The following is a 13,968-nucleotide window of genomic DNA, read 5'->3' on the forward strand; positions in this document are numbered from 1 at the left end:
ATAAAAGCTCGGACGAACCGAGCTGATCATTTATGGTTTCACATTGCCAGAATTTGCTTCATCTATGGCTTGCTTAATGGTATTGGCATAGAGAGTTCCCCCCTCAATGATGGACTCTGAGTTTGAGCCAAAGTGGACATAGTCTGTTCCTTCCCAAATCTGCGGATTTTCGATAGCAGTTTGATGCCAGTCAGCCACAAAGACATAGTCGTACTTTTTGGCTAATTCTAGCTCATACTCCCGCTGCTGGGCTAAAACACCGCCCTCTGAGCGACCGTCATAAGGAGTCACGAGGATCAGTTGATGACCCTTAGGTAGGCTAGAAACATATTCATCCAAAAGCTCATTCGAATAACCAGACGAATTGGTTCCAAGAGCCAGGATAACCTGCTTCTTCAGCACTCTATTAGCAATATCTGTCTTGTAGACCTCCAAGCCTGTACTCAGACTGCGGCTTACGACAGTATCTAGCTCGATTCCTGGCAAGATCTGCTGCAATTGTTCGCTTGAGCGTAGAGCAACCGAGTCACCAATCATGGTAATCCCGTCCGCCACATTGTACTCAGTCGCCTTGGACTGATCAACCTGACTTCGAGTCGTCTGCATCTTTGTATCTGCTTGATTCAGAGCATTGACAATCAAACTTTCCTCAAAAGCTCCGACCTTTGGTGCTGTCACCGAGATAAAGAACATGATCAAAGTCAGCGGAATCATGCTGTAAAAGATTGGTCTGGTAAGAGACGATAGGTCCATCTTGGTTCCCATGATAACTGGCTGACGACCAGCAAGAGTTGGTTCCAAGATATAGAAAGACAAGGCTGCAAAAGTAAGAGACAGCAGCGTGGTCAAGAGAACAGCCAAACCATTATTCATCAGCTGGGTAAAGATAATATAGAATGGCCAGTGGAAGAGATAAACACCATAGCTAGTATCCGCGATAAAGTTGATAAGGCTAGGTTCCTTCACATCAGGGAGTTTATCATGCAGCATCCTAGCAGCCAAAATCATTAGACAAGCCAAGATAGTTGAAATCAAGAATCCTACCAGGTAGGTCCAAAGATTATCAAACTTCAGTAGGAAGCTGAGCAAAAGCAAAACAGCTGCACTGCCCCCCATAATTCCTAGCACTTGCTTGAGAGCCAGCTTTTCCTCCAGCATCTTGAAGCGACTGCTGACATGGCCGACACCAGACAAGGTTGCTAGGATACTTCCTGCAAAGAAAGGAAAGATGTGGGTCAAACTTGAGAAATAAATGTCAGAATAATTCTTAGTGGTCAAAGCGCCAGCAAACATTGATACAAAGCTGAGCAAAAAGAGACCTGCAGAAACCAACGCAATCATGCCGCGATAGCGGGCCGTTGACTTGGCAACCTTGCCCAAGCCCCAAGCAGCCAAGCCCCACAGAACATAATAGTGCACTTCTAAAGCCAGACTCCAAGTGTGAATCAAGATGTGCGGCACAAACTGACTCTCATAACTGCCGCCTGAGAGCATTTCATAAAAGTTTGTCACAAAGCCCAAAGCAGCCGCAATCTGTGTCCCAATCCCAGCCACAAAATCCTTACGTATCAAGAGAGTAAAGGGCATAACGACCAAAATCATAAAGACCAGAGGGGGTACAATCCGATAAAAACGCCGTTTGAAAAAGCCTTGGATATCGATTTCTTTCTTCTTAGCAAACTCGTCAATAAGCAGAGCGGTAATCAAGAAGCCAGAAAAGGTAAAGAAGATATCCACGCCAATAAAACCGCCAGGGAAAACGCCCTGGAAGTAATGATAAAGCAGAACTAGAAGCAGCCCCGTGATTCTGACGAGCGAAAACCATTTAATGCGCATTTTGATAAATTCCTTGTTTAAACGTTCCTTCATAAACGACATTGCCTTCTGTCGTTAGCTTTCCTTGTCCATCGGCCTGGCCCTTGCTGAAGTCCCCTTCGTATTTCCAGCCAGCCTGCGAGGTAAAGGTTCCTTTGCCGTCAAAGATGCCATTGCGAAATTGACCGCTATAACTGTCTCCATTTTGAAAAGTCATAGTCCCCTGACCGTTCATCTTCCCGCGAACCAAGGTCCCGTCATACTTGATCTTCCCCTGATCCAGCGTTAAAACGCCCTTACCAGGAATCCCCGATGTAAAAACCAGAATAGCTGACAGTACAATGACCGTTACAGCCAAAAGTTCTAAATTCTGCCGGGTCAGATAGACCTTGTATTTAGCGTAAAATTCTTTTACTTTATCCATATTCCTATCCATCCAAACGCTCCAGCCACTTCTTGCAGCCAGCCAAGACCAAATCATAGGTTTGGTCAAAATCCCCTGTGTACCAAGGATCTGGCACACTTTCTTCTTCAAACTGATAAATTTTATGCTGAAAATCCTCAGGCGCCATCCGCTTCAAATCTCGGACATTGCTTTCATCCATACCGATGATGTAGTCAAAATCCCCAAAATCCGCTGCCGAAATCTGCTGAGAAGTCTTGTTCCTATCATAAGCAATGGCATATTTCTTAAAAATAGCCTGTGTTCCCCGATGAATGGGATTGCCGTGCTCCCAGCTTGAAGTTGCCCGGCTCTCGATTTTCAGTTGGTCTGTTAAACTCTTCATGACGAATTCTGCCATCGGACTACGGCAGATATTGCCCAAACATACAAATACAATTTTCTTCATAGAATACCTCGCTATCTATTATAACAAAATAATGGCAAAAACTAGCCCTGAATCGTTTACAGTTTCCTGATTCTCGTTGAAAACTGGCAAGCCCTGCCCTTCTCATGCCTGAAAATAGCAAAAAACCACCGTTTGGTGGCTTTTTGTAGGGAGATTATTTTTTAAAAAGAAAAAAGTTTTAGGAGTTAAGTTAATTTCTTAACTTGGTTATAGTATAATATCCATTCCTTAAAACTTCCTTAAAATAACTTAAACATTTTACTCTTAGCTTATACCTATTTATCAGGATAGTGATATTCCAGCTGGGGCCAGCGTTCCTGCCAATTCTTCTTAGCCAAACGCTCAGAATAGACATGCTGGCGCTCCTTATTTTCAAGAAAATGAGGAGTCGGTCTAACCTGAAAGTTTAAGATATCCTCCAAACCATAGGGAGCAAAAAGTTACAGTTTGTCACTTGCCAGCAAGCGCAGGCCGATAGCCGTGCAGCGCTCAGGATACTTACTCATAGCTTCGCAAGCATTTTTATAAGGCGCTGTTCCAGGACTATGGCGGTGCATATAGGCTTGATTTCTCAGCTCCCATCGATACTGTGGCCAGTCTGCCTTGAGCTTGACTTCCAGATCTACCGTCTCTGCCTCAGCATAACTCGGATCAAAGAAAATGACATCTACATCCGTATCTGAATCAAAACCTGGTCGCTCTGATAGTATATTCCAGATAAAATTCCTCACACATCCAGCCGCTAGCCAAGAATCCTTGAGCTCCAGACTACGAATAATTTCCAAAATCGATCGGATGTCTGAATCTTGACCTAGTCGGTCTAAAATCTCCTTTTCTGTCATCATTCCTTCATATACTCATATCCTAGATGCTCATAAGCTTTACGGGTAGCCACGCGCCCAGTCCGAGTTCGCATGACAAAGCCTTTCTGAATCAGGTAAGGCTCATACATGTCCTCCACTGTTTCACGCTCCTCAGCAATATTGACTGAGAGGGTTCCAAGCCCTACTGGACCGCCACCATAGACCTCAATCATAGTCTTCAAAATCTTCTGGTCCACGTAGTCCAGCCCCTCTTGGTCCACATCCAGCATGGAGAGAGCCTGGTCGGTTATCTTATCATCAATCAGGCCATTGCTCATAATCTGCGCGTAGTCCCGCACCCGTTTGAGCAAACGGTTGGCAATCCGCGGCGTGCCTCGGCTACGCATAGCCAGCTCCTTCGCAGCCTCGTGGGTGATATCCATCTCAAAAATCTCTGCAGTCCGCTCGACAATTTCCGTCAAGTCGCCAGCTTCATAATACTCCATGTGACCGGTAATCCCAAAGCGAGCCCGCAGAGGATTGGACAGCATGCCTGCCCGAGTAGTCGCCCCAATCAGAGTAAAAGGCGGCAAATCCAGATGGACGCTGCGACTGGTCTCACCCGAGCCAATCATAATGTCGATGTAAAAGTCTTCCATAGCGCTGTAAAGCACTTCCTCTACTGCCATTGGCAAGCGGTGAATCTCATCTATGAAGAGGACATCCCCCGGCTCAAGGTCATTTAAGATCGCAACCAAATCACCAGATTTCTCAATCACCGGACCTGAAGTCTGCTTGAGATTTACGCCTAGTTCATTGGCAATGACAAAGGCCATGGTCGTCTTCCCCAGACCTGGAGGGCCAAAAAGCAGGGTGTGGTCGAGCGCCTCATCCCTCAGCTTGGCCGCTTCAATAAAAATCTTCAGTTGGTCCTTGACCTTGTCCTGGCCGATATACTCCTGCAAATACTGGGGACGCAAGGTGCGCTCCACCAATTCCTCATCACCCATTAATTCATTGTCTAAAATTCTACTCATAGAACTATTATAGCAGAAAATAAAGCAGAGGAAGCAAATCTAATCAACGTCTGAACACAAAAAAAGACCACCGGATTGGGTGGCCTTTATGGGAGATTATTATGAAAAAGTTTAGGATTTCTATCAAATAAAGTTAGGAGGTCTTCATTTGATACTCATAGTATACTGCCCCTAACTTAAAGAAACCTTAACTTTGTATAACGTATCCTTTAAAATTTAACATTTGAGTTACAATCCGATAAACTTCCCGTCTTATTCTAAAATTTGAGCAAAAAAAGACCACCGGATTGGGTGGCCTTTATGGGAGATTATTATGAAAAAGTTTAGGATTATCAAACAAAGTTAGGGGGCTTCATTTGATAAAAATAAGTATAGCAGCCTTAGCTTAAGAAAAACTTAAAGTAAAATTCAGTTAGCAAAAAAGATTTTGCTTTTGATTGTGGAGGCTTTTCCCTTGCTTAAGATTAGCCACTTATGAAAACATAGTCTCTGAAAACTGGACAAAGAAAAACGGCAGAAGGAGGTACTGCCGTTTTCTGTGCTCTTTCGCGATTGTTTCTTTATAAAGTTGCTGGTACATCAGCAAAATACACTGTCCTGCTGGTAAAAATCTGACCGGCCTTGAGAATGACATCTGACTGCTGGCTACTGTGAATGGCATCCGGCAGGGCCTGAGCTTCCAGAGCCAAGCCATTATGCTGAATCATAGGCTGTCCGTCAAACCGAATAGAATCATCCACGCAATTCGCTGAATAAATCACGAGGCAGGGAGCCTGAGTCTGAATGGTCAGGCGGCGGCCCGATGCTGGATGATAGAGCGTGCCTGCCTGGTCTCGGCTTGGTTTTAACGCAAAGGGATGATCCAAGCCAGATACCAGCTGGATTTGCTCATCAGGCGCATCGAAAATTTCTTTAAGGGAAGCGCCCTTGGTCAGCTTCTTAACAAAGTCGCGCTCTGCATCAGCCTTTTTTTCAGGAAGGCCGTCAGCTGCGATAGGATAGACACCACCAGTATTGAGCTGCAGGATATGGTCATCAATGGGCTGATTGAAAAGACCAGACAGGTTGAAATAGCTGTGGTTGGTCGGATTGACCAAGGTATCCTGATCAGTCTGTACCTGATAAGAGATTTCCAGCTCGCCCTTCTCTGTCAGGGTATAGGAAACCCAGATTTTCAGATTGCCCGGGAAGCCGCCAGTTCCGTCAGTCCGCTCTGTATAAAAGGTAAGTCCGTCATTACTGACTTCCTCTACTTCAAAAACGCTACTGTCCCAGCCGCTGGAGCCACTATGGTTGCAGTTTAAGCCATTATTGGCCTCTAGCTGAAAGGTCTGACCATTCAGATCAAATGTTGCACCAGCAATACGTCCAGCAACTGGACCAATGCTGGCTCCGTGCTTAGGGCTGTTCCCAATATAGTCCTCAAACTGATCAAACCCGACAACGATATTGTCAAAGTGATTATCCTTATCAGGAGTAACATACTGGACGACGGTTGCTCCGTAGTTCATGACTGTTAGACGATAACCTTGATCGTTTTCAAAAGTGTAAGCTAGAATCTCCTGACCGCCCAGCTTTCCAAAAATGGATTCTCGGTAAGATTTCATACCAAACCTCTTTTATCTATCCTGTTAAAAATCACGAACTTGCCAAGTCCTGTCTTCAAAAGGCAGGTCAAGCTTGTCCACCCAAGACACAGCTGTTTGGCGCAAGACTTGATTAAGATCCTCGATATTCTGACGGCCTGACTCGTCCAGCCACTCTTGAGCTGCTGCAGCTCCCTCTTGAGCGAAGACTGAGACTGCATCCTTCCAGGTAGCCCGTCCGCACAGAACTCCGTTAAACTGCGAGCCCGCTTCATGGGCTAGCCGCAGCGTTTCTTGGAAAAGCTCGGCACTGACACCAGCGCTGAGGAAGATGAAAGGCAAGTGCGTCGCATCTGACTGTTCTTTAAAGAAATCTCGGGCTTCCGTCACGCTGTAGACTGGCTCAACTCCTTCTTTGGTGAAGCCTTCGACAAAGTTCATATTGACCGGCACTTCAACCTTTAAGACGTCTACATGATAACGGGGATTTGAAAAGAGCTTGACTGCCTCGTTGACCTTATGCGGCTTAAGCTTGGCATAGTTAGCATCCAAGACACTGTCACTCTTAGCATCATAGGTCAGAATCTCCAGAAAATAGGGAATATCCTCAGCTAAGCATTCACTGCCCACGCGCTCAACCCAGGCCTGCTTGATATCGTTGATTTCTGGTTTGTCGTCCACATCATAGTAAATCAAGACCTTGACGGCATCTGCGCCCATGTCTCGGATGCGACTAGCTGACCAGTTAGGCAGCAAGTCCGGCAGGCGGCCCTCGGCTGTCGCATCATAGCCAGTCTTTTCATAGGCTACTATCAGCCCACAGGACGCATCCCGCAGCTCAGCTGCCGGCAGACCGAACTCCGGATCCAGCAGGATAGAGCTGGCATAGGGCGTTAGCTGACTAGAGATTAATTCTTTGAACTGAACCAGAGCTTGGTCACCCGAAGGCGCATCTTCTCCGCTGGCCAGCATTTTCTTGAGCGAACCACGCTGGTCAATGGCCAAAGCCCCGATAATCCCCTGCTCGTCTGATAGTTTTTTCAGATGGCTCACTTTTTTGTGGCTAATTTGTAATTTCTCCATAACTTTTCCTTCTCTTACTCCTCAAAAGGGTGAATGATAACTCCTTGTACTACACGATTGACCGTGCCTGTCGGAGACGGTGTATCTGGACGGTTTTTGACCTTGAGCGAGGACAAGAGAGCAAAGAGCTGAGCGTAAACGATGTAAGGGAAGATGCGATAGCTATCTCCCAGAGGCTCTTGGGTACTTAGCACCACTTGCTCGACTCCTTCCAACTGCTCCTCCCGGTCAGTCAGCAAGACCAGTCTGCGGACAATCCCGTCACCAGCCACTTCCCGCACCAAGTCCAAATCATAAGCTTTGGTATAGCCATCTGTCGAACCAAAGACCAGAACGACTGTGTCTTGGTTAATCAGCGACTTAGGCCCATGCCGGAAACCGACTGGACTTTCGTACATAGTTGCAATTTGGCCGGCTGTCAGCTCTAAAATCTTGAGCTGGGCTTCATGCGCCAGTCCAAAGAAAGGCTCTGCTCCCAGATAAATGGCCCGACTGAAATCTAAATCAACCAGCTGCTGCACATCTGCAGCACGTTCTAAAACATCTTGACTGAGCTGAATTAGAGCCGCAACCTTGGCTTCCTTTTGGGCTAGCTCAGCTCGGTCAAAGACCAAAAGGGCTGTCAGCATCATGGAGCTAAAACTAGAGGTCATGGCAAAGCCAGCATCATTAGAAGCTTCTGGCTGCAGGAGCAAAAGATTCTTTTCATCACCTTGAGCCTGCTGGGCCAGCTTGCCTTGGGCAGCACAGGTAATGGTAATCTGGTACAAGTCATCCACCAACTGCTTAGCCAAGTCCACAGTCGCTACACTTTCTGGGGAATTACCGCTGCGGGCAAAGGAAACCAACACTGTCGGCACTTCTCTCTTCAGATGCACCAAGGGATTGGCTACAATATCTGTCGTTGCAATGGCGTTGAAATTCCATTTGCGCTCATCATAAATCTGCCTGAAATAAGGCGTCAAGGTATCTCCGACATAGGCTGATGAGCCGGCTCCGGCAAAAATGACCTTGATGTAATCATGTTTGTCCTCGATTTTTTTCAGAAAAGCAGCGATGTCTGCGGCTTGAGCCTTGTAATGTTCAAAGGCTTCCTGCCAGACCTCAGGCTGCTGATAGATTTCTCTCGTTGTGATGTCAGCCCCCAGACGCTGCAATTCTTCCTGTGAATAATCTAACATTCTCTTTCTCATTCCTTTCCATTATTTTAAAAAAAGGGGAAGTGGGACAGAAATCCAGAAAATCCAAGATTTTCGGCTCGCTGTCCCACCCCCGCAACGATGGCTAGACTTGAACTATGCTTTTAACAAGCTTTTTCAAACCAGACAGCGACTGCATTTTGCAATGCTGAACCATCCATTTCCCTAGGCTAAGAGGCATCTCCCAAATTCCTCTTAGACCAGTATGCTTGAATCATCCACTGTGGTCAATCCTCACCTATCATCAGTCTCCCATCTGCTGACAGCGCAAGGACTTGACCTAACTAGAAGTGGCTGTTCAAGCTTTTATTCATCTTCATCATCCATTAGGCCTGCTAGAACATCATTGACCTTAACAATATTCTCTGCTGCCTTGGATGGATAGCTGACTTCTGCTCCAGTCAAAGAAGCGTTAATAAACTCAATGACCATGGGCAGATTGACCCCCGCATAAAGCTCGATATCCTGTCCTTCCATAATGAAGCGGCTGACTACATTACAAGGAGTGCCCCCCAAGAGATCCGCAAAAACCAAGTAATCCTCAAAATCTTTAACCGTTTCTAAGAATTTAGCTGCGAAGTCTTCTGGACCTTCCTCCGGAAGCAGTGCTACTGCATGGATGTCCTCCTGAGGCCCCATAATCATTTCCGTAGTGGTTTTCAGCTCTTCACAAAAGCGACCATGGCTGACTAAAACTAATTTCTTACTCATAAATCACTCCATTATTCTGGTACTTGTCCCAGCAGGAAGTAGCCGATAGCAGAGAAGCTTACTGCCATGATAATGATAATGAAGATAGCCTTAGTAGAGTTCATTCCTTTCTTGCCCAAGAGCCAGAAGATAAAGCCTGTAAAGACTGCTGGAATCAAACGTGGGAAAATCAGATTCATCATGTCTTGGAAATCAATAGCTTTTTCACCGATGTTCCATACCCAGGATACTTCAAAGTTGATCATAGTAGCAATCAAACCACCCACCATAAAGATACCCAATACAGAAGCCGCTTCAACAAGAGCTGTCAAAGTACTTTGCATGTTGGTGATGAGATTAACCCCTTCTTTGTAGGCGAATTCTAACTGTTTCCAACGGAAAATGTCATAAGCAACTGCTACAGCAATCCAAAGGAAAATTCCCCAAGGCTGACCTGCAATAGCCATGGTAGCAGCGATAGATCCCATGATGGCTGGCACAAGAGAGCCAAAGATAGAGTCTCCAAGAGGAGCAAATGGTCCCATAAGACCTGTCTTGATACCATTGACCGCATCTTTTGATTTAACACCGTCTTTTTCTTCCATAGCTAGGTCAAAACCTGCAATAATGGTGTGGAAGAAAGGTGATGTATTGAAGAATTGCGTATGCAATTTCATCATTTCTTGCAATTCTGGAGTGCCATCTCCGTACATTTTGCGCAGCTGAGGCAAGAGCATATAGAGATAGCCAGAACCTTGCATCCGCTCGTAGTTCCAGCCTAATTGGAAGGTGAACAAGCTGCGTTTATTGATTTGTTTAAAATCTTCTTTTGTTAATTTATAATTAGAGTTCGTCATCTTCAATTTCCTCACTTTCTGAGTTTGTGCTAGCAGCTGGAGCAGCAACTACTGTTCTTTGGCTGTATTTGAAATGCTGTACTGCAAGGAAGATACCAAAGATAGCTACACCAATCATAGACAAACCTTTGAAGTTGTTGGCAAATGTGATCGCAGCATCTTTTGGAAGAGTTCCAACAATACTAGATACAGCCCCACCCAAAGTTTGAATATTTGAGTAAAGAACAGTCAGCATAGCCGTCAAGCCAAAACCAAGAGCTAAGTAGTGAAGATTACGTTTAACTGGAAGGTAACGAAGCAAGATAGCAAATCCAAGTCCTGGTAACATACGACCAGCCAGCGTCAAACCTGCAGCCAACCATTTCACACCAGCAACACCATCTACTATCGCTTCAACAAATGTTCCACCAAATGCCAGAGCCAGAAAGACTGGAAGGGCACGAGACAAAGCCCAAGGAAGTGCACCCAAGAGATAGTTGCGTTCAATACCTTTATAGTCAAAGCGTTCAATTGCTGCATCCACACGGTGAGCAAAGTAAGTCGTTGTCATACGACCTAAGATATCAAAGTAAGTCAACAAAGTTGCTACCGGTACTGCGATTGTCGCAATAGCTAATTCTGGCTTATACCCTTGCGCAACGGAAAAGGCTGTCGCCAAAACAGCACCTGATGTCGCATCAATACGAGAAGCCCCACCAAATGTCCCTACACCAAGAACGAACAATTGCAGGCTACCACCAATAAACAAACCAGTCGTCAAATCACCCATAATCAAGCCAGTAATGAATCCAGCAAATACAGGGGATCCTGCTGACGAAACGATGGTCAACTCATCACAGATTTGATAAGCTGAGTACAAAGTGAGTAGTAAAATTTGCCACCATTGTATCATAACAATGTCCTCCTAAAATTTTGTCTTATTTTAATAACTTCATGAAGTCCTCAACCGGATCGTTGGGAACCATTTGCGCTGTCAGTTTTACTCCTTTTTCATGAAGCTTGTGAAAGGCTTCAACATCTGCATCTACCACATTGATAGAGCGAGTAATAGAGCGAGTTTCGTCTGACTGAGACATATTGCCGACGTTCAGCGTTTCCAGCGGAACACCAGCTTCGACCAACCGCAGGAAGCGGTCTGGCTTGCGAGCAACAATCAAGAGTCGCTGCGAATCATACTTGCCGGCCAAGATATTTTCTGCTGCCTTAGCAATCGGCAAAACACTGAGTTTCACGCCAGCTGGCGTTGCAAGCTTGAGCCCGCTCTTTTCGATAGCATTTTCAGCTACCTCATCGTCAATCACCATAATGCGTGAAATGTTGAGCTTGGTAGTCCAAAGATTGGCTACCTGTCCATGGATCAAACGTCCATCGATACGTGCACCTACTATTGTCATAGATTTTCCCCCTTTATTGTTTTAAATGTAGGTTGGTTAACTAAGTGAATGGTTTCGCTGTAGATCCCTTCTGTCTCAAAGATAATGATGCGATTGTCGCCTTCTCTGAGCAGGCTGTGCGGGATATAAAGCGATAAGGTCGGTCCGACATTCCAGAAGCGGCCAATGCTGACACCATTGACAAAGACGACGCCCTTGCCAAAGTCGGACAGATCCAGATAAGTATCTTTAAGCGCTTTCATTTTAAAGTCAAAAGCGTAGAAAGCTGGTTGCATTTCCTGCCACCCTTTTGAAAAGTCGATCTTTTCTGGATGGTCCAGCGGAAGCGGATAATGCTGCCAGTCAAGCAGGAAGTGCAGGTCCTTACAGACACCGGTACGAATGCCCTTCTGCTGGGTATCTGCCAGTAGTTTGTGCCCATAATTGACCCGGCCCATATTTTCCATCAGAATGTCAAGCTGGTGCTCCGCCTTTTTCTGGCCATCCACCATAATGTCCTGACCGATTTCTGTCTGGTACTGGGTTGCAATGTGCTGACCGTCCACATAGAGCTGCATACGGTCACGGCCGTCAATGACACGGAGCCTTTCCTGATCAGCATCCCAGCTAGCTGACGTCCGATAGAGGAGGTAGCCGACATTCTGCCCCAACTCTTCCATCTTCATCGGATAGAGACTTTCGCTAGGCTGAGCCAAGTCAGTCAGTGTTTCAAAGAGGCTGACTTTCTGACTAAGCGGAATATCCCTTAGCTCAAAGGACTCTTTCACCAGCGGCTCCATCTGTGGATACTCTGGATAATGCTCTTTCAGCATCCTCTGGACTGCATAGTACTTATCCGTCGGATTGCCACGCTCATCGAGTAGAGCATCATAGTCATAGGAAGTTACCTGTGGCAGGTCAATGACTCCTCTGGCCGAACAGCCGTTCATAAAGCCAAAGTTGGTACCGCCATGAAACATATAGAGATTGACTGAACCCTGCTGGAGCACTTCGTGAACAGCTTGAGCTAACTCGTCTGGATCTCGCTTGATGACAGGCTCTTTCCAGCGATTGAACCAGCCATCCCAGAACTCCATACACATAAGCGGCCACTTTTTGCCATGCTCGTCAAAGAATTCCTGCATTTGGGCAAAATTGTAATCTGCTTTTGAGCCGAAATTTCCTGTCACAAAGACATCATCATCAATCAGCGTACCAGCTTGAAGGGTAGCCCGCCAAGGTCCGTCTGAAGTAAAGAGCGGGCAGGTTACACCTCGTTCTTCCATGAGCTGTCTGATTGCTCTCAGGTAGGCCTTGTCTTCCCCATAAGAACCGTACTCATTTTCCACCTGCATCATGAGGATATTTCCCCCATTGTCCAGAAGCCTTGGAGTCAGTCGCGGCAGCAGCTCGTCATAATAGCTGGCTACGGCCTGCAGAAAGGCCTCATCTGATGAGCGGATGCGCATATTTTCATTGAGCAGCCAGGCCGGCAGACCACCGAACTCCCACTCCGCGCAGATAAAAGGCGAAGGGCGGATAATGGCATAAAGTCCCAAATCCTGAGCTGTCTGTAAAAATACCTCAATATCTAAAATCCCTTGGAAGTCAAAGACACCTTTTTGAGGTTCGTGCATATTCCAGGGAAGATAGGTCTCCACTGTATTAAAGCCCAGAGCTTTGAGATTATAAAGGGAATGATACCAGTCCTCAGGCTGTACCCGAAAATAGTGAATGGCTCCCGATAAAATCTTAAACTCCCGATTATCCAAACAGAAGGAATGACCAATTTTGAATCTTGCCATCTGATGTTCCCTTCGGTTTAAAACCGCTTTCATTTCTTATTAATATTAATATAATAAATTTTTGCATAAATGTCAACATTTTTTTTTAAAATATGTTAAAATCTTAAGTAAGATAAGTAAAAAAAGAGAGGTGAACAAAATGGCTATTCCAAAATACCAACAAATCAAAGATGAGCTCAAGCAGCAAATCATTTCTGGCAAATTTGAAAATGGCGATAAGTTTTACACAGAGGCTGAGCTGATTCAGATGTTTAATGTCAGCTCCATCACCGTTGTCCGCGCTTTGAATGAACTGGCCAATGATGGCTACATCATCCGCCAGCAAGGCAAGGGAACCTTCGTTTCACGTGCAAGAAAGCACAAGCTGGTGGAATTTTCTGACGTTGAGACCTTCCCTATCCAAAAAGATAAGGTGACTGTTCTCTCCATTAAACGCGGGAATGACCTGAAAATCTTGGATAAGCTAGAACTAGCACCAACGCAGTTCTACTATAAGATTGACCGGATCAGACGGACTGGCGATAAAGTCTATATCTATCACCAAACCTATATCCCTGAGCAGTACATCAATCCTAACTATCCAGATATGGACTACTACAGCTCCATTTACAACCGCTTCAAAACTGACTACCACATTCACATGAATGATGAGCATTTTGAAGAGACCAATGAAATTGTCTTCCCAACACCAAAAGATGTTGCGAAAGTACTGGAAGTTGATACCAACTTCCCGACCGTTCATCAAGTGAAGATTACCCAGCTGGAAAGTACTGGACAGATCTTAGAGTACAGCGAAACTTACAAACGCGGTGACTTCTTCAAGATCAAGTTCATTTCCTGCAATCGGGACCACTAAGATTGAAAACGAT

At 45.6% G+C, this 13,968-nt stretch carries 13 protein-coding genes and 1 pseudogene; 1 reads left to right on the plus strand and 13 read right to left on the minus strand.

Annotated features, from left to right (window positions below; genetic code table 11):
- Window positions 1-30: 30 nt before the first annotated feature.
- The 13 genes and pseudogenes from K1I94_RS09195 to K1I94_RS09255 form a co-directional block, all read right to left on the minus strand.
- Window positions 31-1,836, minus strand: coding sequence for an acyltransferase family protein (locus tag K1I94_RS09195; protein ID WP_032909467.1), 1,806 nt, complete (start codon window positions 1,834-1,836; stop codon window positions 31-33).
- Window positions 1,826-2,251: an MORN repeat-containing protein gene (locus K1I94_RS09200; protein ID WP_002901981.1), complete on the minus strand. Its 426-nt coding sequence runs from the start codon at window positions 2,249-2,251 to the stop codon at window positions 1,826-1,828. Before K1I94_RS09200 ends, K1I94_RS09195 begins: the two co-directional genes overlap by 11 nt.
- Window positions 2,244-2,666 carry a low molecular weight protein-tyrosine-phosphatase gene (locus tag K1I94_RS09205; RefSeq protein WP_223315139.1) on the minus strand — a complete coding sequence of 141 codons (423 nt, stop codon included), beginning with the start codon at window positions 2,664-2,666 and terminating at the stop codon, window positions 2,244-2,246. The genes K1I94_RS09200 and K1I94_RS09205 overlap by 8 nt, the downstream gene beginning before the upstream one ends.
- A 275-nt stretch (window positions 2,667-2,941) precedes the next feature.
- Window positions 2,942-3,511, minus strand: a pseudogene (locus tag K1I94_RS09210) (nucleotidyltransferase family protein).
- Window positions 3,508-4,506: a Holliday junction branch migration DNA helicase RuvB gene (gene ruvB / locus K1I94_RS09215; RefSeq protein ID WP_002907689.1), complete on the minus strand. Its 999-nt coding sequence runs from the start codon at window positions 4,504-4,506 to the stop codon at window positions 3,508-3,510. The pseudogene K1I94_RS09210 and the gene ruvB overlap by 4 nt, the downstream one beginning before the upstream one ends.
- A 560-nt stretch (window positions 4,507-5,066) precedes the next feature.
- Window positions 5,067-6,113 carry an aldose epimerase family protein gene (locus K1I94_RS09220; RefSeq protein WP_223315140.1) on the minus strand — a complete coding sequence of 349 codons (1,047 nt, stop codon included), beginning with the start codon at window positions 6,111-6,113 and terminating at the stop codon, window positions 5,067-5,069.
- Window positions 6,114-6,137: 24 nt separating this feature from the next.
- Window positions 6,138-7,175: a tagatose-bisphosphate aldolase gene (gene lacD / locus K1I94_RS09225; RefSeq protein WP_223315141.1), complete on the minus strand. Its 1,038-nt coding sequence runs from the start codon at window positions 7,173-7,175 to the stop codon at window positions 6,138-6,140.
- Window positions 7,176-7,189: 14 nt separating this feature from the next.
- Entirely contained in the window at window positions 7,190-8,368 is a 1,179-nt protein-coding gene (locus K1I94_RS09230) for an SIS domain-containing protein (RefSeq protein WP_223315142.1), read from the minus strand.
- A gap of 312 nt (window positions 8,369-8,680) precedes the next feature.
- Complete coding sequence (locus tag K1I94_RS09235) at window positions 8,681-9,085, minus strand: PTS sugar transporter subunit IIA (RefSeq protein ID WP_002894390.1); 405 nt, start codon at window positions 9,083-9,085, stop codon at window positions 8,681-8,683.
- Between the two features lie 11 nt (window positions 9,086-9,096).
- The gene (locus K1I94_RS09240; protein WP_002914222.1) at window positions 9,097-9,921 is read right to left on the minus strand and encodes a PTS system mannose/fructose/sorbose family transporter subunit IID; all 825 of its coding nucleotides are present in this window, start codon (window positions 9,919-9,921) and stop codon (window positions 9,097-9,099) included.
- The gene (locus K1I94_RS09245; protein ID WP_223315143.1) at window positions 9,908-10,813 is read right to left on the minus strand and encodes a PTS mannose/fructose/sorbose/N-acetylgalactosamine transporter subunit IIC; all 906 of its coding nucleotides are present in this window, start codon (window positions 10,811-10,813) and stop codon (window positions 9,908-9,910) included. The genes K1I94_RS09240 and K1I94_RS09245 overlap by 14 nt, the downstream gene beginning before the upstream one ends.
- A gap of 25 nt (window positions 10,814-10,838) precedes the next feature.
- Entirely contained in the window at window positions 10,839-11,315 is a 477-nt protein-coding gene (locus K1I94_RS09250; protein WP_002898809.1) for a PTS system mannose/fructose/N-acetylgalactosamine-transporter subunit IIB, read from the minus strand.
- Window positions 11,312-13,132, minus strand: a complete 1,821-nt coding sequence (locus tag K1I94_RS09255; protein WP_223315144.1) for a glycoside hydrolase family 35 protein — start codon at window positions 13,130-13,132, stop codon at window positions 11,312-11,314. The genes K1I94_RS09250 and K1I94_RS09255 overlap by 4 nt, the downstream gene beginning before the upstream one ends.
- Window positions 13,133-13,238: 106 nt before the next feature.
- Between K1I94_RS09255 and K1I94_RS09260 the strand changes: the two genes are divergently transcribed.
- On the plus strand, window positions 13,239-13,955 hold the full coding sequence (locus tag K1I94_RS09260) for a GntR family transcriptional regulator (protein ID WP_002907683.1): 717 nt from the start codon (window positions 13,239-13,241) through the stop codon (window positions 13,953-13,955).
- The last annotated feature ends 13 nt before the right edge of the window (window positions 13,956-13,968 follow it).

It is taken from the genome of Streptococcus sanguinis (assembly GCF_019929145.1).
Taxonomy (GTDB): domain Bacteria; phylum Bacillota; class Bacilli; order Lactobacillales; family Streptococcaceae; genus Streptococcus; species Streptococcus sanguinis_U.